This window comes from Vulcanibacillus modesticaldus, assembly GCF_001730235.1.
GTDB lineage: Bacteria > Bacillota > Bacilli > Tepidibacillales > Tepidibacillaceae > Vulcanibacillus > Vulcanibacillus modesticaldus.
This window is the reverse complement of record NZ_MIJF01000013.1, coordinates 121,980-144,526: the sequence shown is the minus strand read 5'-3', so window position 1 is coordinate 144,526 and position 22,547 is coordinate 121,980. Positions and strand designations below refer to the sequence as shown.

At 33.8% G+C, this 22,547-nt stretch carries 23 protein-coding genes; 16 read left to right on the top strand and 7 right to left on the bottom strand.

The genetic code is table 11. The features are described from left to right. The first annotated feature begins 455 nt into the window (after positions 1-455). The 4 genes from BHF71_RS03945 to BHF71_RS03930 all read left to right on the top strand — a co-directional run bounded on the left by BHF71_RS03945 (position 456) and on the right by BHF71_RS03930 (position 3,906). Complete coding sequence (locus BHF71_RS03945; protein WP_069656368.1) at positions 456-944, top strand: methyltransferase; 489 nt, start codon at positions 456-458, stop codon at positions 942-944. Positions 945-1,049: 105 nt separating this feature from the next. Next, positions 1,050-1,379, top strand: coding sequence for a tRNA-binding protein (locus BHF71_RS03940; protein ID WP_069656367.1), 330 nt, complete (start codon positions 1,050-1,052; stop codon positions 1,377-1,379). A gap of 70 nt (positions 1,380-1,449) precedes the next feature. After that, positions 1,450-2,091 carry a lactate utilization protein gene (locus BHF71_RS03935; protein ID WP_069656366.1) on the top strand — a complete coding sequence of 214 codons (642 nt, stop codon included), beginning with the start codon at positions 1,450-1,452 and terminating at the stop codon, positions 2,089-2,091. Between the two features lie 201 nt (positions 2,092-2,292). Beyond that, positions 2,293-3,906: a putative manganese-dependent inorganic diphosphatase gene (locus tag BHF71_RS03930; protein WP_069656365.1), complete on the top strand. Its 1,614-nt coding sequence runs from the start codon at positions 2,293-2,295 to the stop codon at positions 3,904-3,906. 49 nt (positions 3,907-3,955) lie between these two features. On the opposite strand, the gene asnB is transcribed toward BHF71_RS03930, so the two are convergent. Together asnB and BHF71_RS12520 are read right to left on the bottom strand one after the other, a co-directional pair. Then, positions 3,956-5,851, bottom strand: coding sequence for an asparagine synthase (glutamine-hydrolyzing) (asnB, locus tag BHF71_RS03925; protein WP_069656364.1), 1,896 nt, complete (start codon positions 5,849-5,851; stop codon positions 3,956-3,958). Positions 5,852-6,016: 165 nt separating this feature from the next. Next, positions 6,017-7,195 carry a C39 family peptidase gene (locus BHF71_RS12520; protein ID WP_069656363.1) on the bottom strand — a complete coding sequence of 393 codons (1,179 nt, stop codon included), beginning with the start codon at positions 7,193-7,195 and terminating at the stop codon, positions 6,017-6,019. A gap of 368 nt (positions 7,196-7,563) precedes the next feature. Here BHF71_RS12520 and BHF71_RS03915 point away from each other — a divergent pair, with 368 nt between their 5' ends. From BHF71_RS03915 to panD, 4 genes are read left to right on the top strand one after another with little or no spacing between them, the layout of a single operon-like run. Next, the gene (locus tag BHF71_RS03915) at positions 7,564-8,472 is read left to right on the top strand and encodes a Rossmann-like and DUF2520 domain-containing protein (RefSeq protein WP_069656362.1); all 909 of its coding nucleotides are present in this window, start codon (positions 7,564-7,566) and stop codon (positions 8,470-8,472) included. Further along, the gene (panB, locus tag BHF71_RS03910; protein ID WP_069656361.1) at positions 8,423-9,265 is read left to right on the top strand and encodes a 3-methyl-2-oxobutanoate hydroxymethyltransferase; all 843 of its coding nucleotides are present in this window, start codon (positions 8,423-8,425) and stop codon (positions 9,263-9,265) included. The genes BHF71_RS03915 and panB overlap by 50 nt, the downstream gene beginning before the upstream one ends. Then, a complete protein-coding gene (panC, locus tag BHF71_RS03905; RefSeq protein WP_069656360.1) occupies positions 9,266-10,114 on the top strand; it encodes a pantoate--beta-alanine ligase in 849 nt (282 codons plus the stop codon). It abuts the gene before it with no gap. Between the two features lies 1 nt (position 10,115). After that, positions 10,116-10,496: an aspartate 1-decarboxylase gene (panD, locus tag BHF71_RS03900; RefSeq protein ID WP_069656359.1), complete on the top strand. Its 381-nt coding sequence runs from the start codon at positions 10,116-10,118 to the stop codon at positions 10,494-10,496. Positions 10,497-10,555: 59 nt separating this feature from the next. Here the strand turns inward: panD and gerQ are convergent, their stop codons facing one another. The 3 genes from gerQ to BHF71_RS03885 form a co-directional block, all read right to left on the bottom strand. After that, on the bottom strand, positions 10,556-10,960 hold the full coding sequence (gene gerQ / locus BHF71_RS03895) for a spore coat protein GerQ (protein WP_069656378.1): 405 nt from the start codon (positions 10,958-10,960) through the stop codon (positions 10,556-10,558). A 28-nt stretch (positions 10,961-10,988) separates the two neighbouring features. Further along, positions 10,989-11,414, bottom strand: a complete 426-nt coding sequence (locus BHF71_RS03890) for a cell wall hydrolase (protein ID WP_069656358.1) — start codon at positions 11,412-11,414, stop codon at positions 10,989-10,991. A 117-nt stretch (positions 11,415-11,531) separates the two neighbouring features. Beyond that, positions 11,532-12,545, bottom strand: coding sequence for an aromatic acid exporter family protein (locus BHF71_RS03885; protein WP_069656357.1), 1,014 nt, complete (start codon positions 12,543-12,545; stop codon positions 11,532-11,534). A gap of 171 nt (positions 12,546-12,716) precedes the next feature. Here BHF71_RS03885 and BHF71_RS03880 point away from each other — a divergent pair, with 171 nt between their 5' ends. Then, positions 12,717-13,397 carry a site-2 protease family protein gene (locus tag BHF71_RS03880; RefSeq protein WP_069656356.1) on the top strand — a complete coding sequence of 227 codons (681 nt, stop codon included), beginning with the start codon at positions 12,717-12,719 and terminating at the stop codon, positions 13,395-13,397. Between the two features lie 288 nt (positions 13,398-13,685). Beyond that, the gene (gene mnmL / locus BHF71_RS03875; protein WP_069656377.1) at positions 13,686-14,633 is read left to right on the top strand and encodes a tRNA modification radical SAM protein MnmL/YtqA; all 948 of its coding nucleotides are present in this window, start codon (positions 13,686-13,688) and stop codon (positions 14,631-14,633) included. 47 nt (positions 14,634-14,680) lie between these two features. Here mnmL and BHF71_RS03870 read toward each other — a convergent pair whose 3' ends face one another. Continuing rightward, entirely contained in the window at positions 14,681-15,379 is a 699-nt protein-coding gene (locus tag BHF71_RS03870; RefSeq protein WP_069656355.1) for a zinc metallopeptidase, read from the bottom strand. A gap of 159 nt (positions 15,380-15,538) precedes the next feature. Here BHF71_RS03870 and BHF71_RS03865 point away from each other — a divergent pair, with 159 nt between their 5' ends. Next, positions 15,539-17,287, top strand: coding sequence for a chloride channel protein (locus BHF71_RS03865; RefSeq protein WP_069656354.1), 1,749 nt, complete (start codon positions 15,539-15,541; stop codon positions 17,285-17,287). Between the two features lie 64 nt (positions 17,288-17,351). Here BHF71_RS03865 and BHF71_RS03860 read toward each other — a convergent pair whose 3' ends face one another. Then, entirely contained in the window at positions 17,352-19,415 is a 2,064-nt protein-coding gene (locus BHF71_RS03860) for a transglycosylase domain-containing protein (protein WP_245683813.1), read from the bottom strand. Positions 19,416-19,688: 273 nt separating this feature from the next. On the opposite strand from BHF71_RS03860, the gene speE reads away from it, so the two are divergent. The 5 genes from speE (at position 19,689) to BHF71_RS03835 (ending at position 22,504) form a co-directional block, all read left to right on the top strand. Beyond that, positions 19,689-20,519, top strand: coding sequence for a polyamine aminopropyltransferase (gene speE / locus BHF71_RS03855; protein WP_069656353.1), 831 nt, complete (start codon positions 19,689-19,691; stop codon positions 20,517-20,519). 4 nt (positions 20,520-20,523) lie between these two features. Beyond that, entirely contained in the window at positions 20,524-21,405 is an 882-nt protein-coding gene (gene speB / locus BHF71_RS03850; RefSeq protein ID WP_069656352.1) for an agmatinase, read from the top strand. 5 nt (positions 21,406-21,410) lie between these two features. Beyond that, on the top strand, positions 21,411-21,845 hold the full coding sequence (locus tag BHF71_RS03845; protein ID WP_069656351.1) for a YwiB family protein: 435 nt from the start codon (positions 21,411-21,413) through the stop codon (positions 21,843-21,845). Between the two features lie 13 nt (positions 21,846-21,858). Then, positions 21,859-22,014: a XapX domain-containing protein gene (locus BHF71_RS03840; RefSeq protein ID WP_069656350.1), complete on the top strand. Its 156-nt coding sequence runs from the start codon at positions 21,859-21,861 to the stop codon at positions 22,012-22,014. A gap of 163 nt (positions 22,015-22,177) precedes the next feature. Beyond that, on the top strand, positions 22,178-22,504 hold the full coding sequence (locus BHF71_RS03835) for a LapA family protein (RefSeq protein WP_069656349.1): 327 nt from the start codon (positions 22,178-22,180) through the stop codon (positions 22,502-22,504). The last annotated feature ends 43 nt before the right edge of the window (positions 22,505-22,547 follow it).

Sequence of the window (22,547 nt, the reverse complement as noted above, 5' to 3'; positions counted from 1 at the left end):
GCTCTTGTTGTTAATTTTTTAACGTATTTGTCTTGCTTCATTTCTTCTACTTTTTGTTGTAATTTTACAGAATTGATAGGAGCTATCCATTTACCAAATGACGAAAATAGTGTATCCTTGTCCATAAGCATGGTCCTTTATATTGGATTTGGACAGGGAGCACCTGTACTTCCATTATAAAGGATTTTTTTATGAACTAGTGATTATTAGAAGAAATATTCTGACTACATTAATGCAACGCTAGTGATTTTTAATACAACCAAAGCAATAGCAGTAACAATTGGATTAGCGATTATCTATTATTGAATCACCATTAACATCTCCTTGTTTAAAATCCAATAAAAAATCCATATGTTCATCTCCCTAAAACATTTACTAATATAGTATGATTAATAGGAGGCATGTGTAACAAATCAAACCTTTTGTCAATAATAAATAGAAAGAGGTGAAACAAAATGATCTCTACATTGTTAGTTATCTCAACTATTACAGGGTTTTTATGGGCTGGAAGCCTAGTAATTACTATAGTATCTTCAAAGTATAAAATATGGCCACCACCAGCTAGGAATTCATGGCAATATTGGTATACTTGGATACTCACAATTATTACTGTATTCGGTACGCTAGTAATTAGCATATTGGACAGAAATACCTTTATTTTTACCCATCCAAGTCGTTTACTTATTGGTGGAATATTAATGGTTAGTGGTATAGTTTTTGCTTTATGGGGAGTTCGAACATTAAATGTACATATGTCTTTAGGACTCAAAGGTAAGTTAATAATGGAAGGCCCTTATAAGTATTCTAGAAATCCTCAATATGTGAGACATAATTTTTTTATTGGGCTTAATAATTTTCTCAAATTCATTTTTAGCGATTTTTCCAGCAATTTTAAGTATTTTATGGTTTGTCTTAGCTCCTTTTACAGAAGAACCTTGGCTTGAAGAACAATATGGCAATGAGTATTCTGAGTATAAAGAAAAAATACCGAGATTTCTTTAAATGATAACCAGGAATAAAATATCTCTTTTTCACAGGAGGAAATGAGTATGGCCACCTTTGAGGATTTTTTGAAGTTAGATATCAGGGTTGGAGAAATTATCAAAGCTGAATCCTTTGAAAAAGCAAGGAAACCTGCCTATAAACTATGGATTGACTTTGGAGATGAAATTGGTATCAAAAAATCGAGTGCTCAAATTACTGAATGCTACAAAAAGGAAGACCTTATTGGTAAACAGATATTAGGAGTAGTAAATTTTCCACCAAGACAAATTGCTGATTTTTTTTCAGAAGTATTAGTATTAGGTGTTTATTCAAAACAAGGAGTTGTGTTGATTCAACCAGAACAGCCAGTTGAAAAAGGTGATAAGTTAGGCTAATAACTCCCCGAGAGAATTAGAATAAACTAATTTAAAATAAAGTTAAAATTTTGAGAGAGGGGATAATATAATGGATGAAAATGTTGCTTTTGTAATTGAGAAAAAGGTTGAAAGAACAATAAAAAATTTAGAAAAAAATAATATGCATGGCTATTTCGTCCAAAATGAAGAAGAAGTTTTAAATAAGATAGAAGAGTTAATGAATGAAGGAGATACTGTATCGGTCGGGGGATCAATGACACTTTTTGAAACTGGGGTAATAGAGTTACTAAGAAGTGGAAAATATAACTTCCTAGATAGATATCAGGCAGGACTGACTCCAGAACAGATTAAAGAAATCTATAGAAAAACATTCTTTGCAGATGTGTTTTTAACTAGCAGTAATGCTATTACAGAGGATGGCGAACTTTATAATGTTGATGGCAGAGGTAACAGAGTAGCGGCGATGATTTATGGTCCTGACAAAGTTATTGTAGTTGTTGGAATAAATAAAATCGTTAAGGATTTAGATGGGGCAATTATGCGAAATCGAAGAATCGCTGCCCCAGCAAATACCAAGAGGTTAGACCGAAAAACTCCATGCGTTAAAGTTGGGTATTGTATGGACTGTAATAGTGCCGATCGAATTTGCAATGAATATGTTTTAATAAAAAGACAACCTACAGCTGGAAGGATCCATGTAATAATAGTGAATAAAGAGTTAGGTTATTAATATCAAATAGAATCGGTATAGAAGTATTTCTAATAACAGGGGTTATTCACCCTGTTATTTTTTTGATAAAATTTGAGATTGAATATCTACTAGAATCATTTAGATTTACGTGATAAAATACTATTTATGCTGTGAACAACTTTAAACATCTAAAATTAATTTAATATATAAAAATCAAGACTAGATGAAGGGGATTGAGAAATGACAACATTAGTATTTGGGCATAAAAATCCTGATACAGATTCAGTAACATCTGCAATATCTTTATCCTATTTAAAGAATCAGCTGGGTTACAACACTAAACCTGTGGCCTTAGGCAAGGTCAGCAGGGAAACAAAATATGTATTAGACTGTTTCAAGGTTGAGGAACCGGAAGTTATCGACAACGTAAAAATACAACTTAAAGATTTAGAGCTGGACAGGGTTCCTGGTAGTTTACCAACTAACTCTATCATTGAAATCTATCATATTTTTAAAAGCAATCCAGAAATTAAAACTGTCCCTATTGTTGATGAAAATAATCGACTAATAGGTATTGTTACGATGAAAGATATAGCGATGGGATTAATGAATGGGAATATCTATAAACTAGATACAACCATGGCAAATATAATCAATGGTTTGGATGGAAAGGTTCTAGTTAAATCCAATGAAGAAATACAAGGAAATATTGGAGTAATTGCATATTATTCAGAGAGTGTCATTGGACATTTGAACCAATACGATATTATTATCGTTGGGGATAGATACAAAGTAATAGAAGATGCCATAAAATCTCAAGTGAAGTTAATTATCATCACCGGTGGTAAAGAAATTCCAGAAAAATTTTTAGAAATGGCTAAAGAAAATGGCGTTTCTATGATTAGTGTAGATAAGGATACTTATACTACTTCAAAATTAATAACACAATGTAATTATGTCTCTTCAATCATGAGACATGAAGATATTATTCAATTTAATGAAAATGATTATTTATGTGAAGTAAAAGAGGAAATGATAAATAGTAATTTTAGAAATTACCCAGTAGTAAATCAGAATATGGAGTACTTGGGGTTTGTAAATAAGAAGGAAATAATTAATCCTCATAAAAAAAATGTAATTCTTGTAGATCATAACGAGTATCGTCAAAGTGCAAATGGGTTAAAAGAAGCTAACATTATAGAAATTATCGACCATCATAAAATCGGTGATATTACTACAGATAATCCAATCAACTTTAGGAATATGATAGTCGGTAGTACTTGCACAATAGTGTATCGGATGTTTAAGGAATATAATGTGGAACTGCCTCATAATATTGCGGGATTACTTATTTCAGGTATCATTTCAGATACATTATTATTAAAATCCCCTACTACAACTGATTTGGACAAAGAGGCAGTTAAGGAGCTAAACGAGATTTTAGATCTTGACCTAGAAAGATATACATTAGATATGTTTAAAGCAGGAACATCATTAGAAGGATATACTGCTGAAGAAATATTTAATAGAGATTTTAAAGAATTTACTCTTGAGACCAAGAAAGTGGGTATTTCACAAGTATTTACCTTAGATATTGAAAGTGTATTCGAAAGGACTCCTGAATTTATAAATTATATCAAACAAATTCATTTCGAAAATGAATACTTCTTAACTTTAATGGTTGTAACAGATATCATGAAAAATGGATCATATCTAATATATAAGTCTGACAACGACCGGTTAATATCCTTAGCCTTTGATGTTAAGGCAGAATTAGGTACATTCGTTGATGGAGTTGTATCTAGAAAGAAACAAGTCGTTCCTAAAATAACTCAAGCATTACGAATGTTATAAAAAGTTAATAATAAAGCTAAAACCCACGTCTTTGTACGTGGGTTTATTATTAAGCCATTAAAATTTTTTCTTCGTTATATTCATTTAAATTAAGATTTTTGGTGTCTTTAACAAAATATTGATCGTACCAGATTAAAAATGTATAAACAGTCCAGATTTTTCTACTATTATCTTTTTTACCGTGGTAATGATCATCCAGTAATTTAACTAGTTCCTCGTGGTTAAATAATTTTTTTGCAATCTCTGATGTAAAAGTTTTCTTGACAAGATTGTAATATTTATCTTCTTTTAACCATACTCGGATAGGAACAGGAAAACCGAGCTTTTTCCTATTTGCAATGATATCTTTTAATTTCCTTTTAGCGGCTAATCTTAAAGTGTATTTAGTATTTTCTTCGTTAACACGGTATCTAACAGGAATTTGGGTGGCAATCTTGGCTACTTCCTTATCTAAAAATGGTACCCTTAGTTCTAGGGAGTGAGCCATACTCATCTTATCTGCTTTTAAGAGAATATCACCTGTTAGCCACATATGAATATCAAGATATTGCATTTTTGTAATATCGTCTTGATCTTCAACCTTTTCGTAGAACGGTTTAGTTATATCGGTAGTAGAAATACCTTGGAAATTATTGTCCTTTAATAATCGCTGTCTTTCTTCTTCATTAAAGATGAAGGCATTACCAATAAATCTTTCTTCAACAGTCTTACTAGCACGAATAAAGTAGTTTTTTCCTTTAATATCAAATGGAATCTGCTCCGCTAATAGACCGAGCATTTTTCTTATTGACATTGGAAGTCTAGTTATGGGTTGGAGACTTAAAGGTTCTTTATAAATATTGTATCCGCCAAATAATTCATCGGCTCCTTCTCCTGATAAAACTACTTTCACATGTTTACTCGCTAATTGACTAACGAAATAGAGTGCCACTGCTGCTGGGTCAGCCAATGGCTCGTCCATAAAGTATTGAACTTTAGGGATAACGTTCCAATATTCTTCTTTAGAGATAACTTTGTGATAATTTTGGATTCCAACTTCTTGGGAAAGTTTTTTAGCCTCATCAATTTCGTTATATTTTTCATTACCAAAGCCTACAGTGAATGTTTTATCCCCTTGGAATGAAGCTGCTACATAACTAGAATCTATCCCACTTGATAAAAAAGAGCCAACTTCAACATCGCTAACCTTATGCATTTTAATAGAGTCTTGCATTACCTGTTCTGTGGCATCGACAAAATCCTCAAGGCTTTTATATTGGGAATCTGGCTCACGGAAGGAGACTTCCCAATATTTTTTGATTTCCATCTTGCCGTCTTTATAAATAAAATAATGTGCTGGGGGAAGTTTATAAATACCCTTAAAAAATGTTTCAGATAAAGCAGAATACTGGAATGATAAATAGTTTTCCAGAGCAACCATATTCAATTCTTTTTCGATGGCAGGATGCTCTAAGATACTTTTTATTTCTGAACCAAATACTAAAGTGTCGGCTAACTGTGCATAATAAAACGGTTTAATACCAAAAAAATCTCTAGCTCCAAATAGTGACCTGTTTTTTATATCCCAAATAACAAAAGCAAACATTCCTCGAAGGTGGTCAAAGATACCTGTACCATATTCTTCGTATGCATGAAGTATGACTTCGGAATCGGCATTGGTTCTAAAAATATGACCCTTCGCTATAAGATCTTCTCTAATATATTGGTAGTTATATATTTCCCCATTAAACACAAGTACTAAATCATTATTTTCATTATAAAGAGGTTGTGACCCTTCTGCTAAATCGATAATACTTAGGCGTCTAAAACCTAATGATATATTTTCATCCACATATTTGCCACTTCCATCTGGACCACGATGAATGATTTTATCCATCATGGCATTAATATATTTATCTTTATCACTAAGCGTCATATTGTCAATAAAGCCACAAAACCCGCACATACAACATATCACTCCTAAAAAAAATAAATTAATAGCGATTCCAACTCAAACAATAATATTGAAAAAATATGTTATAGGTAGAAACTATTATCCATTATATCATTATCGACCATTAAACAATTATTTATTTCCTAAATTTTTTTAAATTCAAATTTTTGATGGAAACTAGTCGATCGGTAAAATATCTAATAAACTCTTACCTTTAGGAATATAAGAAACCGCCTGCAATCCCATTTGTTTCCATGCGTTTTCAAACTCTTTAATTGGTGCTTTATTATTTTTGATATTCAATAAAGGGTCATTAAAATAAACATATTCCTCATCATATCCAGTAATTAATACTGAATGCTGTTTATAAGTTACTTGAATAGGACCAGTTTTGGTATACCATACTTCAAATGCATCGGGGCTTAATTCTTTATACTTGGTATTTATGATTACCCAGACAGGAATATCATTACTTATGAAATAGAAAAGATCTTTAAAGGGTCTGCCGGTTAAATCAATTGTTTGCCCCGGTAAATAGCTTTCCATCAATTCTCTTATCGGACCGTGATACACACCAAGTCCAGGTTCATCAAAAGAATACATGTTTCCTACAAAACCATACTCTGGATTGCCGTAATGTATTCTGTTATCAACTACCTTGTAAGGCGTAGGATCCCTTTTAATTTTTCGTGCTAATTCCATCTTATCTACATTAACGCCAGCATATTGCAATAACATTGCTAGACTAGTCACCTCACAACCCCTTGGTAGCTCTGGAAGTTGAGAGATCAATGGGGCATCTATAAGCGCTTTTTCTTTTAATTGATAAGAATCATTAGCTAAACTGATTGGCAATTTTATTATGCTATTATTTGACGGAAGTTGGATGTATGGTATAGAAAAATTATCGATAAAATAAAAAAAGCTTAAAGAAACCACTGTAATCGCACCTAATATTCCAATGGAAATTATTTTGATAGGATTAAAAGAAGCTGCTGATTTAGCGGTTTTCAAATTTTTATTAGAAATATAACTTCCTTTACTATAATTTTTTGGAACGTAATTATTAGATATTTTTGTATTTTTGTTCAGTATCTTTGAAGAATTATTTAACCTATCGTTAAATTTATCATATAAGCCAAAATTTCCTTTACGGTACCTATTTTTAATAAACTCTAAGTTCTCATAATAAGTATTTGTAAATGGGTGGCTAGGACCTAACTTTTCTTCAGCCATGTCAACAATAGATTTAGCCTTTATTAATGCTTCTTGAGTTTTTCCTGAAGAGTACAGCTTAAAAACTTCTTCACTTAAATTGTTTAATTGACGGATAGTTTTACGTTCAGAAGCATTCAAGGATAACCCAACCCTTCTACATGTTTATTTAGTACAATATCAAATAGAGTATAACATCATAGCATTTTTTAGTCGAATATAATGTTGATGAGCTTGAAAAATTCGCGGATGAAGGATTGAAAAAAATCAATAAAATATGATAATCTTATATTGGTAAGATGGTATCTCTTTGAGAACCATACTTATGTTTGTAGTCTTTTTTAAGTTTGTTTTTTCAGACAACTGTATTTCTGCTTTGAGCCGTTTGGACAGAGACAGAATCAAGAATGTTAGATGTACAATATGGGATCACTATACCTTCTTGACTCGTGTCGAGGAGGTTTTTTTGTTATCCTCCATCAATGAATATTATTTAGGGAGGAATTTAAATGAAAATCGGTTTTATCGGTGCAGGTAAAGTTGGCACTGCAATGGGGATCTACTTACAAAATAAAGTTGAAGTTACTGGATATTACAGTAGAAGTTACTCTTCAGCAAGCAAAGCAGCAAGGTACACTGAAAGTAAAGGATATAAAAACTTAGAATCGTTGGTTCATGAAGCAGATATGATCGCAATTACAACTCCTGACGATATTATCAAAAGAGTAGCAGATGACTTATTGAATATTACTATGTCGTGGGAAGGTAAGATAGTTCTTCATATGAGTGGTGCTCACTCTTCAGATGTTTTATCACTATTAGCTGAAAAAGGGGCAACTATACTATCATTACATCCAATGTTGTCATTCAGCGAACCATTTAAAGCTGCAAGAGATTTAAGTTTTGCTTCCTTTACAATTGAAGGTAGAGGAAATCTCTTAGAAAAAGTAAAGCATTTATTAGATGGCATCGGTAATCATTGGATAGAAATACCTACTCAAGATAAAGTTCTATATCATACAGCGGCCGTGATAGTTTCAAATTATTTGGTAACATTAATCGATACCGGAGTTCAAATGCTAATCAGTACCGGTTTCACTAAAGAAGATGCTACTAAGTTATTAACTCCGTTAATAAAAAAGACAATGGAAACTATCTTAGAAAAAGGAGCAGAAAAGGCATTAACAGGCCCCATATCTCGTGGGGACCTAGGCACTCTTAAAATGCATTTAAATAATTTGGAAAATCGCAATAAGAGCTGGCTAGATTCTTATAAGGTTCTTGGAGTTCAAACTATCGATTTAGCACTTAGGGCTAAGAGGATAAATGATGAATCAGCAAATCAAATGAAGGGGGTATTGAGTCAGGATGATCAAAAGAGTAACAACGGCAACATTCAGGAAGATGAAACAAGATAAACAAAAGATTACTATGTTGACTGCCTATGATTACCCTACTGCAAAAATAATCGACGCTAATCAGGTTGATGGAATATTAGTGGGAGATTCTTTGGGAATGGTAGTATTGGGTTATGAAGATACTACCAAAGTTACCATGGAAGATATGATCCACCATACCAAAGCTGTCAGTAGGGGTACAGAACGGGCCCTTGTAGTGGCGGACATGCCATTTTTGTCATATCATATGGGTACTACAAAAAGTGTATATAATGCTGGACGTTTGATTCAAGAGGGAAATGCACAAGCAGTTAAGTTGGAAGGTGGAAGAGAAGTTCTTGAAGATATAAAAGCGATTATTAAAGCAGGTATTCCTGTGATGGGACATATCGGCTTGACCCCTCAATCGATCCATAATATCGGTGGATATAAAGTTCAGGGGAAAACTGTAGAACAGGCGAAAAGGTTAGTTGACGATGCAAAAGCTTTAGAAGAAGCAGGTGTTTTTGCAATTGTATTAGAACTAGTTCCTGCTGAGTTAGCGGAAATTATCACTTCTCAGCTCTCTATACCGACAATTGGAATTGGTGCAGGAGTGGGATGTGATGGTCAAATACTGGTTTCTCATGATATGTTAGGGCTATATCAAGGAAAGACAGCAAAATTTGTTAAACGTTATAGTGAGATTGGGGAGCAAATGGAAAAAGCGGTATCAAAGTATGTTCAAGAGGTAAAACAAGGTACTTTTCCAAGAGAAGAGCATAGTTATCATGCGGATTCTGAGACTATCAAAGGTTTGTATGGAGGGAAATAAATGAAGGTCTTTAAGAAAATCAAAGAAATAAAATCATATTTAGGGGAACAAATAAAACAAGGTATGACCATAGGATTTGTGCCGACAATGGGTTATCTCCATGAAGGACACCTCTCATTAATAAGATATGCGGCAAAGGATAATGATATCGTAGTTGTTAGCGTCTTTGTTAATCCTACCCAATTTGGTCCTGGAGAAGACTTGGAAAAGTACCCTCGTGATCTAGATAGAGACATTCGATTAGCACAACAGGCTGGAGCAACAGTTTTATTTACTCCTGAAGTTGAGGAAATGTACCCAAATGGGTACAAAACTTATGTAGAGGTGGAACAAATTACAGGAACTCTATGTGGTGCTTCAAGGCCGGGGCATTTTCGCGGAGTAACAACTGTCGTTAGTAAGCTATTTAATATTATTAATCCTAATCGAGCATATTTTGGCCAAAAGGATGCTCAACAAAGTATTGTTATTAAAAGAATGGTAAAGGATTTAAACATGGATATAGAGATCATTGTTTGTCCAATCGTAAGAGAATCAGATGGATTGGCAATGAGTTCCCGAAATGTATATTTGAACAAAGATGAAAGGGAACAAGCTGTAGTTCTATCTCAATCATTGTTTATGGCTAAAGAAATGATTCAAAATGGAGAAAAAGACGCTTTAAAGATAAAAAAAGCGATAATAAAGATGATTAAAGAAAAGCCATTGGCAGACATTGATTACGTTTCAATAGTTGATATTGAAACACTTACTGACGTCAGCGAAATAAATAATAAGGTATTGATTGCTTTAGCTGTTAGATTTGGTAAAACGAGATTAATTGATAATATTATGGCGGAGGGAAAGTAACATGTTAATAGAGATGATGACAGGGAAGATTCATAGAGCAGTAGTAACTGAAGCTAATCTTAATTATGTCGGTAGTATAACTATAGATGAAACACTGCTAGAAGCAGCTGGAATATTACCAAATCAAAAAGTCCAAGTGGTTAATAATAATAACGGAGCAAGACTTGAAACTTATGTTATCAAAGGAGAAAGGGGTAGCGGAACCATTTGTTTAAATGGTGCTGCAGCAAGATTAGCACAACCTGGTGATGTAATAATAATTATTGCCTATGGTTTAATGGACCAAAAAGAAGCCAAGGAGCACGTTCCAAAGGTAGTATTTGTAGGAGAAAATAATAAAATTCAAGAAATTGGCTCAGAAGCAGCCGGTGTTATAATATAAAAGATAATAAGAAAGGGCTTCGAGAAATATTAAAAACAGAAGCCCTTCATTCATCATCCTTAAGGTTTTCTTGGGGGGATATAATTAAGTTCTTCATCAAATGTTACATAATCTAAATTGACCATTAATAATAGATATCTTTTACCAGTATTAGGATCACTAATAATGATATGATCTCTACCTGCTGCCTCAATTTTTCCTTTAAAAATTTTGGCATTCCAATCTTTATTACCCTCATAGGTCATATAAAATGTTCCAATTTTCCCTAAGTTGAGTCGTAAAATATTTTCAATGTAAGATTGTTCTATCGGTAAAAGACCGGGAACATCTATACCTCTATCAGGTTGTGTAGGGGTTGGCATTGTTGGTTGCGTTGGTTGTGGCTCTGTAGGTGCTTCTGGATGTTGATAATAATAAGGTGGGTAATAAAACATATCGTAATATTCATCTTCGTATGGATACATTTTTTGATTCACATAGATTCACTCCTTTTTACCAGAAAATTTGAGGACAATTTTTGTAGTAGGGCTTAAAGAAACAATGTGATTTATAGCGCCCTGAATTTGGTTGATTAAACCATGTTGGAGGGCAAGATCCAGCTGGTTTAAAAAACCATAATGAATAACTGGCTGGGTGATACTTCCAACCTTTAAGTACTTGCTTAGCTAATCTTACTTCAACAGAACGGGGTCTTTGATAGAAATAAGATTTTTGTACTGCTTCAAATCCACCTGGAGATTGATAGATCATTCTTGGGATATCACGAATTCCTTTAAAGTCCAAACAGTTGGCAATAACTCTATTTATTGCTACATTTCCAACCATGAGCATTCCTAATTTTCCTTCACCCTCGGCTTCTGCCCTCATTAATCTAGCTAGCATTTGGACATGTTCAGGTTTTGTCTTAATTATAGCCATCAATTCACCTCTCAAACATAGGCTTCCATACCAATATATTTTTGAAAAATGTAAAAGGTGATAGATTTTTTGGAAAAAATAAAAAAAGAGACCTTATTATAAGTCTCCAATATATAATTACATAATATTGATTTTGTCAGTTTTTTTAAGTAAAAATAACAGTTCCAAATAATCATTGACATATAAAAATAAATGATAAAGCAAGGAGCGATCTTCAAATTCTCGTCTCGTTTCCGGTAATGGAGAATCTTGAAAATATTTGTTAAGATCATCGATAGAATTAAACACTCTTTTATAAGATGATGAAGTGGTTGTTTCAGGGTTCAGTTGTATTTTGGCCAGAATTTTAAACATCTTAGCAACCTTTTCTGAGTAAATATAACTATCTGATAAACGATCAGTTTCCGAAGAAATATCTGTAAGCAGGGCCAACAATTTCTGAAGTGATTTCAATTTGTATATATAAAGTTCATATTTATCCTTTGAAAGTGAATGGAGACAATTTTCTCTACCTATCTCTGCTTGATTAAGCATCTGTTTCAGCATAATTCGATGGTTCAGAATGTTATTCTTATTTGGGGTTTTAGAGCTAGAAGGATTTGTAATTGCTTCAGCGATTTCATAAAGATGTTTACTAAACAATTTATAATGGTACTTTATATTTTCTTCTAATTGATGTTCATACTTTTGTGGTGCAATAGCGTTAATAATTACACTAATAGCAATACCAATTAAAACATAAATCAGCTCTTTTATAGAAAAAATCCAAATAGTATCTAAGGTGGTGGATATAGCAGCAAGTACATGATACATTACTACTACGGCTAAGATTAATCCTTCCGTTAAGTTAAGGGTAACGATAGCTGCAATAGCAATTATTGTAGCAATTCCGAAGGCCAAAGGGCCGGTACCAATATTAAATCCCACTAATATTCCGATGAAAATTGATAAGATACTCCCTAATAATAATGTAACACCATAATCGATTGATTTCTTGGTAGTTTGCTTTACTCCAATTAGTGCTACAACCCCTGCAAAATTGGAATCAATACCGAAAAATTGTGAGGTAAATAAAGCAATAGTTACGGCAATCCCAGATTTTAAGATACGTGAACCGATAGGTATTTTCATGTATGTTCATCCCTTTTTTGATATCCAAACTAAATACACTAGATAGAATATACGAATACCTATAACCAAGCAAGGAGAAAAAGATGTATTTTTATTGAACTTTTATATCGTTATATATTTTTACCTAGTTAGAAAATTAAGCTATAATTGTTGGGAAAGGATGGTGACAATATGCAATCATTAGAAAAATTTTTAGCTTTTCCAATTGAAATGCTTCCAAGTGTAATAATAGCATTACTTCTGGCTCTCACTGTACATGAGTTCAGTCATGCTTTTGTTGCCTATAAATTCGGGGACAATACTGCCAAAGATCAAGGAAGATTAACATTAAATCCGGCAGCTCATCTTGACCTATTGGGAACACTAATGATCTTTATCGCAGGTTTTGGTTGGGCAAAACCGGTTCCAGTTAACTATTTTGTTTTTAGAAACAAAAGATTGGCCAGGGTTTTAGTATCTCTAGCTGGACCGTTGAGCAACTTGTTATTAGCAATTATTACCATGGGTTTTTGGTATGGATTGTATAGATATGGTATCTTTACATATATGAGTGAGGATAACTTCTTATATATCAGTAAATCATTCAATGTTATAATTTCGCTAAATATCGTATTATTTATCTTTAATTTGTTGCCGATCCCACCTTTGGATGGGTATAAGGTACTAGAGGATTTAGCACCACAGCAATTTAGGATCAAGTTGGTAGAATGGGAGCAATATGGTGTATTTATCTTTTTATTGTTGGTTATTACGCCTTTAGGAGATTATATTTTTAGTCCGATTTTCAATACCATCAGACCTTTAATCTTTTATTCGATCCAAAATATATTTATTTTAATTTTTGGATTATAAAAGTTGACCACTACAGGCTGATTTTAGATTTTGTCAGAATAGTGAACAAATGAAGTCATAATTGTGAACTTTGTTGTTAAACGACCAGAAATCTAATATATTTAAGGTGTCAAATATGTAGTAGCCAAATCGATGTTCCCACAATATTGGCTGGTTGCAAGAATATCGTATATGCCCTTCCCCTTATCCCTTCTGAGCAGAAGGGGTTTTTTTTATTTAAAATTTATGATGTGTTAAAATAATTAGTATATTCTTGATCAAGATGGGAAGACAAGTGTGGAAGGAAGTATGATGGTGAAAAATCAACTAGTACCAAGATTGTGGGGCAATAAGCGTTATCATACATTGAATCATTATTATCGTGAATTATTTGGTGAAAAGGTATTTAAGGTGTCATTGGATGCCGGCTTAACTTGTCCAAATCGTGATGGAACAGTTGCCATTGGTGGATGTATTTTTTGTAGCTCAAGGGGTTCAGGAGATTTTGCAGGGGATCGTAGATTAGAATTAAAGCAACAGTTTAGGGAAGTACGCGATAAAATGCATCAAAAATGGCCCAATGCAAAATATATCGGTTATTTCCAAGCATTTTCAAATACTTATGCGCCTGCAAAAGAGCTTAAGGAGATGTATGAATCCATACTAGAGGAAGAAGGCGTTGTAGGATTATCTATTGCTACGCGACCTGATTGTTTGCCAGATGATGTACTTGATGTATTGGAACAGATTAACAAGAAAACAACCTTATGGGTTGAGTTAGGACTTCAAACAATTCATGAACATACACAAGTACTAATCAATCGAGCACATGATTATCAAATATTTTTAGAAGGTGTAAGAAAGTTAAGGGAAAGAAATATCAATGTTGTAGTTCATATAATCGTTAACTTGCCGGGTGAAAGCTTAGAGGAAATGATGGAGACGGCTAAGGCTGTTGCTAAATTGCCCATTCAGGGAATAAAGATCCATATGTTACATCTTTTAAAGAAAACACCATTGATGAAATTATATCAAGATGGCAAATTGACGTTTATGGATAAGGACACATATATAAAATTAGTGGTGGATATACTAGAAATTCTTCCACCAGAGATGGTTATTCATCGTTTAACAGGTGATGGTCCACCTGATTTATTAGTTGAACCACGTTGGACTTTGAAGAAATGGGAAGTGTTGAATGGAATTGATTGGGAATTAGAGCGTAGAAATTCTTGGCAGGGTAAATATTATCAGTAAAATCAAATGTTAAAGGGGCCGATGCTTAGCAATAGCCCCTTTTGATTTTAATCATCACTATTCATTCCAACAAAAATTAAAATATATCTTAGTAATTCTAGTGCAGCTATCAAAGCAGCAGCTACATAAGTCAAAGCAGCAGCATTTAAGACCTTACCAATTCCCTTTTCTTCTTCATTTCGGATAAATCCTTCAGCTACGATTAAATTCCTTGCACGACTTGAAGCATTAAATTCAACTGGAAGTGTAATCAGATGAAAGATAACAACAGTTGCAAAGAAGATAATCCCCAATCCGATAAGATTAGCAGCTCTGAACAAAAATCCAGCTATGAGTAATATTGGTGCGATTCCTGAAGTGAAGTTAAGGATTGGGAAAAACTTATGTCTAAGCACCAACATGCTGTATGCTTCCTTATGCTGGATAGCATGACCAACCTCATGGGAGGCAATCGCTATCGATGCAATAGAATTACCATAGTATACGTCTTCAGATAATCTAACAGCGCGATTAACCGGATCATAGTGATCACTTAATGTGCCCCTAACAGGTTCTACATCTACATCGTATAATCCATTTTGATTAAGTAAATGTCTAGCAACTTGAGCACCTGTTATACCAGAAGAAGCAGCAACTTGGGACCATTTCCTAAAATTACCCTTAACTTTAAACTGTGCCCAAATACTTAAGCCAAATGCTGCAAATATTAGAAGCTCTAATATGGGGTTTGTGCCAAAGAAAAACATAACCTCTTACCTCCTTGTTTTATAGAGCGTACTAATATTATATATGTCTGTAGTCTTTTTTTAAAGACTTTTAGCTAATGACAATATGCAATTATCTTGATTGAATACTAACTATTTCATATAATTTTAAAGGAAATGCTAAAAAGGGGAGACAGAATCATGGATAACATTGAAGGTGATATGTCTTTATTAACTAATTTAAAAAGTAAATTTAATGTAAAGAGTACTTGGTTTTCAATTTTAATTTCGATTATTATCGGTATTTTAGCCGGACTGTTTGCGGTTCTCTTTCGTAATATGATAAGCTTCGCTGGAAGTGGATTTTCCGGAATAGGAAATTTTTTATTTGGTTTTTTACCAGGTAACTGGTGGTTAATTACCGTACCAGCTTTAGCTGGTTTTGTAGTCGGGCCATTAACCTACTTCTTTGCCCGGGAAGCGAAAGGACATGGTGTACCTGAAGTAATGGCTGCAGTGGCATTAAAAAATGGTCGGATGAGAATGCGGGTGATCTTTGTTAAGGCACTTGCTTCAGCTTCATCAATCGGTGCCGGAGCATCTGTTGGGCGGGAAGGTCCAATCGTACAGATGGGCTCAGGGATCGGTTCAGTTATTGGTCAATTTTTCAAAATGAATGCTAAAAAAATCAAAACATGTGTGGCTTGTGGTGCTGCCGCTGGTATATCAGCAACTTTTAATGCACCAATTGCCGGTGTTTTCTTTGCACTAGAAATAATTTTAGGAAGCTTTTCCGCAAATGCTTTCAGTTTAATAGTAGTTTCATCTGTAACAGCTTCAGTCATCGCTCAGATCTTCGTGGGAGATGCACCAGCATTTATTGTTCAACCTTATTCATTGAATCATCCATTTGAACTTATGTTATATGCTTTACTAGGTACGTTTGCGGCAATTATTGGAACTTTATTTGTAAAAACACTTTATAAATCTGAAGATCTGTTTGATGGATGGAATGTTATTCCTGAATGGTTAAAGCCAGTATTTGGTGGTTTAATTATTGGTTTGATTGGGCTTAAATTTCCACAAATATTGGGTGTAGGTTACGAAACGATCGAAGCTACATTCAAAGGTGAATTGCTTCTAGGCACGTTAATAGCACTTGTTTTCATTAAGATTTTTGCTACATCACTTACATTAGGATCGGGACATTCTGGTGGTGTTTTTGCTCCTTCCCTCTTTATTGGAGCAACTCTTGGCGGAGCCTTTGGCTTAATCATGCAAGTTTTATTTCCAGAATTTGTAGGTAACCCAGGAGCATATGCAATTGTCGGAATGGGAGCCGTTGTTGCAGGTACTACTCAGGCCCCAATTACATCTGTGATCATGATTTTTGAGATGACCCGTGATTATCGCATTATTCTTCCGTTAATGATCGCGATTGTGTTTAGTACTTTACTCTCTTCTTATTTGAGTAAGGGCACGATCTATACTATCAAATTATTGCGTAGAGGAATTAATCTTAAAGCAGGTAAAGATGTCAATATAATGAAACGAATAAAAGTAGCAGATGTAATGACAACTCCGGTAGAAATTTGCCGAAAGGACAATAAAGTGAGGAAAGTCATTGAAATGATGCATCACAGTAAACATAATGGCTTTCCAGTGTTGAATGATAAAGATCAGCTAGTAGGAATCATAACCTTACAGGATGTGCGGGAAGCACCGGTTGAAGGGATCATGGAAAGACTAGTATCAGAATTGATGACTAGTAAACTTGTCGTTACTTTTCCAGAAGAAACACTTGATGATGTTTTTCGTAAGTTAAGTAAATATGATTTGGGCCACTTACCAGTTGTTTCTAAAGAAGATCCAAAAAAATTATTAGGAATATTAACCAGAAGCGATATTATAAAAGCGTATAATAAACAATTATTGCCCCAACAATTATAGTCTCTAAATTTTAAAATATTATTGTTCTTAGAATGACTAAAAACTTGGCTTAGATGCCAAGTTTTTAGTTACTCCACCAATATCTTATACGGTTCCAAAAAGAAGGATCTTCACTCGGTTCTTTGCTAGATTCAGGACTATCTTCAGCTTGATGATAATCACTATATTCAGTCGGTTCTGTACCTTCGATAAAAAATTCCAATCGTGGGTTTGGGCAATTTTCAGTAGCGATTTTTCCTGTTTCTGGACAAATATATAAGCTGGTAATTCCGTCGGGAACTACAAATAACTGAGGTGGTAAGGATTTATGGGCCTTTTCCATAAAGTCCGCCCAAATATATTTAGTAATATATGCATCACTATCTTTCAATGGCTGGTTATCATCATACCCTGTCCAAAGTGTTGTAACAAGCTGTGGGGTGTAGCCAATTAACCAAGAATCAAAATCAGTAGTCCCAGTTTTTCCAGCTATTGGACGTTTTAATCTATCAGACACATTAAATCCTGTTCCACCTTGCTCAAATACCCCCTCCATTAAATGGGTGAGGATAAACGTAGAAGCTTCGGAAACTACTTGAACCCCTGAGGTTGCTTTTCTTTCATATAAAACATTACCACTACTATCTACTATTTTTGTTATAGCTATCGGCTCCACCCTTTTACCCTGATTAGCAATTGTCGCATAGGCTTTAGTCATATCAAAAGGAGTAACCTCTTGACTGCCTAAAGCCAGAGAAGGATATGGTTTTAATTCCTTATCAATACCTAATTTATTACTCATATCTACAAGCTTATCCATCCCAATTTTCATATGTGTTTTTACAGCGTAGATATTATCCGAGTGTGCTAAAGCATATCTGAGATCAATTTCTCTATTAGGATAATTATCGCCAAAATTAGATGGTTGGTATGTTTGGTTATTACCAAAAGTAAAAATAGTTGGTTCGCTCTTCAATCTAGTAACAGGAGTGAATCCGTTTTCTAGAGCAGCTAGATATAAAATTGGTTTAAAAGAAGAGCCAGGTTGTCTGGATGCAAAAACCCGATTATATTGACTCTTTGAGTAGTCCCTACCACCAACCATAGCTTTAATAAATCCCGTACTAGGTTCAATACTGATTAATGCTACTTGTAAAGAGTTGTTTTCATCAAGATAGTTAGTTATTATTTCTTCAGCATATTTTTGGATTTCTGAATCAAGGGTTGTATATACTTTTAGGCCTCCTTGAAAAATTTGTTCTTCAGTAAATCCGTATTTGGTTTTTAAAGTTGAAACTATAAAATCACGAAAATAGGGAGCAATGGTAGGATAATTTTTCTTATTGGGATTTTTAAAAACTAATTTTTCTTGGTATGCTTCGTTTGCTTCTTGTTGGGTAATATATCCTTCTGATACCATGGCCTGTAAAACTTGTTTTTGTCTTTCTTTGGCTTTCTTTAGATTAATAAATGGTGAATAATAACCGGGTCCTTTGGGGATTCCTGCTATCATGGCGCTTTCTGCTAGATTAAGTTCAGAAACATCCTTATCAAAATAGGTCTTTGCAGCTAACTGCACACCGTTTGCTGAATGTCCATAATAAATCTGGTTTAAATACATTTCCAAAATTTCATCTTTACTATACTGTAACTCTAACTGGATCGCTAAAAGGGCTTCATTGATTTTTCTTTCCCAGGTCTTATCAAGATATAAATAGAGATTTCTAGCTAATTGTTGAGTGATGGTGCTAGCCCCTTGAACTTTGGAACGATGTTTAACATCTTGAATTAATGCGCCACCAATTCTTACAAAATCAATTCCGAGATGGCGATAAAACTTTCTATCTTCAATTGCAATGGTTGCTTCAATGAGTGATTTAGGAATCTTAGAAAGAGGTACGTAGACACGATTTTCTCCTGAATATAAATCATCAATAACCTGACCGTCCATGGAATAGATGAAAGTAGTTTGCTCTATTGTAGTTTTTGGTAATGGTTGGGACTGTAAGTAAATGAACAAAAACAATAAAGCGCTACTAGAAATAAAGAATAGAATAAGAGATACAATAATAAATCTCTTAATCATTTTTAAGAAACGATATAATGCCAGATTATTTAATTCCTGATAATTATCTTGATATTTATTCACTTATGTCTACCTCCTCTCTAAGTAAAGAACCCTTTTTTTACACCATTATTGGTTAAAAAAAAGTTGATTATACTAGTTAGTTCAATAAATTTTCCTTGCATTTTAATAAACTTTTTATATAATACAATTTGTTGACGTTAGGGCATGTAATGATAGAGATCACAAAAATAGATAAAAATATATAACGACTGATGTGAAATCGGGGAAAATCGGGCAATCTAAGAGAAATGAATAATTAATCAACGAAGATTATAGGAAGTGAGATGATTAGTTATGGAATTATGGTATACAGAAAAACAAACACCAAACCATGGAATTACTACAAAAATTTCTCGCACATTACATTCCGAAAAAACCAACTTTCAACAATTAGATATCATCGATACCAATCAATTTGGACGGATGCTCGTTCTTGATGGAATGGTAATGACTACAATTGAGGATGAATTTGTTTATCATGAGATGATTACTCACGTTGCATTAAACACCCATCCTAATCCTAAAAAAGTATTAGTAGTAGGTGGTGGTGATGGAGGAGCTATTCGTGAAATCATCAAACATCCTAGTGTAGAAAAAGCTATTCTAGCAGAAATTGATGATCGAGTTATTGAAATGAGCAAAAAATATTTACCAGAAATTGCTGGAGCATTGGATGACCCAAGGGTTGATGTAAAGGTTGTTGATGGCATTCAGTATATCCATGATCATAAGAATGAATTTGATGTAATCATGGTTGATTCTACTGAACCTGTTGGACCTGCAGTAGGGTTGTTTGAGAAAGGGTTTTATCAAGGGATTTTTGATTCTCTGAAAGAAGATGGTATCCTTGTTGCTCAAACTGAATCACCATGGTTCAACAAGGACCTAATAAGAAGAGTATTTAAAGATATAAGCTCAATCTTTCCAATTACCCGTCTATATACTGTAAGCATTCCAACTTATCCAAGTGGATTATGGAGCTTTACAATGGGATCCAAAAAATATGATCCACTAAAAGTAGAAGACAAAAACATCAAAGATTTAGATACTAAGTACTATTCAAAACAAATTCATAAAGCAGTATTTAGTCTTCCGAAGTTTGTTGAGGACTTAACTAAGGAGTAGTCATATGAGATTTGATGAAGCTTATTCTGGTAATGTATTTATCGCATCCCATCCTAATTATGATGATGCCCAAGTCGTCATTTATGGTATGCCAATGGATTTCACAGTAAGCTATCGTCCAGGGTCTAGATTTGGCCCCAAGAGAATTAGAGAGGTATCCATTGGTCTTGAAGAGTATAGCCCGTATTTAGATCGGGAGCTAAAAGAAGTAAAATATTTTGATGCAGGAGATATTCCACTACCTTTTGGTAATCCGGAAAAAAGCATTAAAATGATTAGCGAATTTGTGGGGAAAATTTTAAAGGATGGGAAATTTCCATTTGGTCTTGGTGGAGAACATCTTGTAACTTGGCCAATTATACGTGAAATGTACAAAAAATATCCTGATTTAGTCGTATTTCATTTTGATGCCCATGCAGACCTTAGAACAGACTATGAGGGTGAACCATTATCACATGCTACACCGATTCGTAAAGTGGTTGAATTAATAGGTGGCAAGAATGTATACCAATTTGGGATACGTTCAGGTTTAAAGGAAGAATTTGAATTTGCAAAGGAAAATATTAATTTTTATCCCTTTGAGGTTTTAGAGCCTGTTAAAAAGGTTTTACCGGATGTAAAAGGGCGGCCGATATACATCACCATTGATATTGATGTACACGATCCTGCCTTCGCACCTGGTACAGGTACCCTTGAATCTGGTGGAATCACATCTAAGGAAATGCTGGCTACAATTCAGGAGATCTCTAAGGCAAAACTTAATATTGTGGGGGCAGATATTGTAGAGGTCGCTCCAATATATGATTCTGCAGATCAAACAGCCATTTTAGCTTCAAAGTTAATAAGAGAAATGTTATTAGGCTTTGCTTTTCCATTATCGGAGTGAATAATATGTCTACAAAAGTAAATATTAGGATTAAATCAAAGATCGTCTATGATAATGGGGAAAAAGAGACTATAAACGAAAAATATACGGGAACTATATTCGAAAAAAACTCTGCATATTATCTAAGATATCAAGAAAACTCTGAACAACAATTTGGTAAAACTTGGACTATTGTAAAATGGAATAAGTTTGGGTTACCATTAGAGTTATCGATTATTCGACAAGGTGATATTACCATGAATCAAGTATTCCGGGAGGGTTATCAACATAGGAGCCATTACCGTAGTCCCTACGGGAAGATGGAAATAGAAGTTTATACACAAAAACTATCTTTTCAAAATAAGGCTACTACAGGTGGGGAAATTCTCTTGGAATACGAGATGAAAGCTAATAACCAATTTATAGGAAGATATCAGCTAGAAATTGACTACTTAGAATAGAGGGTGAAAAGAAATGAAAGATATTATAATGGCAACATTAAGCGGAGGAATCGTAGGATTTCTATTCGGTTTATTAAGATTACCAATTCCAGCTCCACCAGCGTTATCCGGAGTTATGGGAGTATTTGGTGTATATCTAGGTTTCCAAATTTATAAGTTATTTTTCTAAAATATCAAAGATAAATGACTAAAACACGGCTTGAGAGTCAAAACGACTTGATGGTCGTGTTTTTTTACTCCCAAAAGTGCGTAACATTTTTGTTATAACTTAAATATAGAAAAAAAGGATAAATTTTATTAATGGAGAAATAAATATTGAAGGATGTGATAATATGCAAGCGAGGGTAATTTTTTTACTAATTTTTACGCTTTTAATCGTGACATTTGCAGTAATGAATATTCAACCAGTGACAATTGATTTTTTCTTTTATGAAGCTGAAATTAAATTGATTTTCGTAATAATATTTTCGATTTTAGTTGGCGCAATTTTCATGGTAATTATTTCATCAATGAACCAAATTAAAATGATTAAGAAGATTAAAGCCCTAGAAAAGGAAAAGGCAAAGTTAAAGGAAGAACTTGAGCAATTAAAGGTTACCAACCAAGAAATTGCTTCCAAAAAAGATACCGATCAAATTACAGAAAATAATCAGAATTAGGGAGTATATAATGACCTACAGCTAGAAGCCAATTATTAAGCGA

What these genes read in the sequence shown, in the direction of transcription:
- BHF71_RS03945 (WP_069656368.1), top strand. Translation starts at nt 456, where the DNA reads ATGATCTCTACATTGTTAGTTATCTCAACTATTACAGGGTTTTTATGG.
- BHF71_RS03940 (WP_069656367.1), top strand. Translation starts at nt 1,050, where the DNA reads ATGGCCACCTTTGAGGATTTTTTGAAGTTAGATATCAGGGTTGGAGAA.
- BHF71_RS03935 (WP_069656366.1), top strand. Translation starts at nt 1,450, where the DNA reads ATGGATGAAAATGTTGCTTTTGTAATTGAGAAAAAGGTTGAAAGAACA.
- BHF71_RS03930 (WP_069656365.1), top strand. Translation starts at nt 2,293, where the DNA reads ATGACAACATTAGTATTTGGGCATAAAAATCCTGATACAGATTCAGTA.
- asnB (WP_069656364.1), bottom strand. Translation starts at nt 5,851, where the DNA reads ATGTGCGGGTTTTGTGGCTTTATTGACAATATGACGCTTAGTGATAAA.
- BHF71_RS03915 (WP_069656362.1), top strand. Translation starts at nt 7,564, where the DNA reads ATGAAAATCGGTTTTATCGGTGCAGGTAAAGTTGGCACTGCAATGGGG.
- panB (WP_069656361.1), top strand. Translation starts at nt 8,423, where the DNA reads ATGATCAAAAGAGTAACAACGGCAACATTCAGGAAGATGAAACAAGAT.
- panC (WP_069656360.1), top strand. Translation starts at nt 9,266, where the DNA reads ATGAAGGTCTTTAAGAAAATCAAAGAAATAAAATCATATTTAGGGGAA.
- panD (WP_069656359.1), top strand. Translation starts at nt 10,116, where the DNA reads ATGTTAATAGAGATGATGACAGGGAAGATTCATAGAGCAGTAGTAACT.
- gerQ (WP_069656378.1), bottom strand. Translation starts at nt 10,960, where the DNA reads ATGTATCCATACGAAGATGAATATTACGATATGTTTTATTACCCACCT.
- BHF71_RS03890 (WP_069656358.1), bottom strand. Translation starts at nt 11,414, where the DNA reads ATGGCTATAATTAAGACAAAACCTGAACATGTCCAAATGCTAGCTAGA.
- BHF71_RS03885 (WP_069656357.1), bottom strand. Translation starts at nt 12,545, where the DNA reads ATGAAAATACCTATCGGTTCACGTATCTTAAAATCTGGGATTGCCGTA.
- BHF71_RS03880 (WP_069656356.1), top strand. Translation starts at nt 12,717, where the DNA reads ATGCAATCATTAGAAAAATTTTTAGCTTTTCCAATTGAAATGCTTCCA.
- mnmL (WP_069656377.1), top strand. Translation starts at nt 13,686, where the DNA reads ATGATGGTGAAAAATCAACTAGTACCAAGATTGTGGGGCAATAAGCGT.
- BHF71_RS03870 (WP_069656355.1), bottom strand. Translation starts at nt 15,379, where the DNA reads ATGTTTTTCTTTGGCACAAACCCCATATTAGAGCTTCTAATATTTGCA.
- BHF71_RS03865 (WP_069656354.1), top strand. Translation starts at nt 15,539, where the DNA reads ATGGATAACATTGAAGGTGATATGTCTTTATTAACTAATTTAAAAAGT.
- speE (WP_069656353.1), top strand. Translation starts at nt 19,689, where the DNA reads ATGGAATTATGGTATACAGAAAAACAAACACCAAACCATGGAATTACT.
- speB (WP_069656352.1), top strand. Translation starts at nt 20,524, where the DNA reads ATGAGATTTGATGAAGCTTATTCTGGTAATGTATTTATCGCATCCCAT.
- BHF71_RS03845 (WP_069656351.1), top strand. Translation starts at nt 21,411, where the DNA reads ATGTCTACAAAAGTAAATATTAGGATTAAATCAAAGATCGTCTATGAT.
- BHF71_RS03840 (WP_069656350.1), top strand. Translation starts at nt 21,859, where the DNA reads ATGAAAGATATTATAATGGCAACATTAAGCGGAGGAATCGTAGGATTT.
- BHF71_RS03835 (WP_069656349.1), top strand. Translation starts at nt 22,178, where the DNA reads ATGCAAGCGAGGGTAATTTTTTTACTAATTTTTACGCTTTTAATCGTG.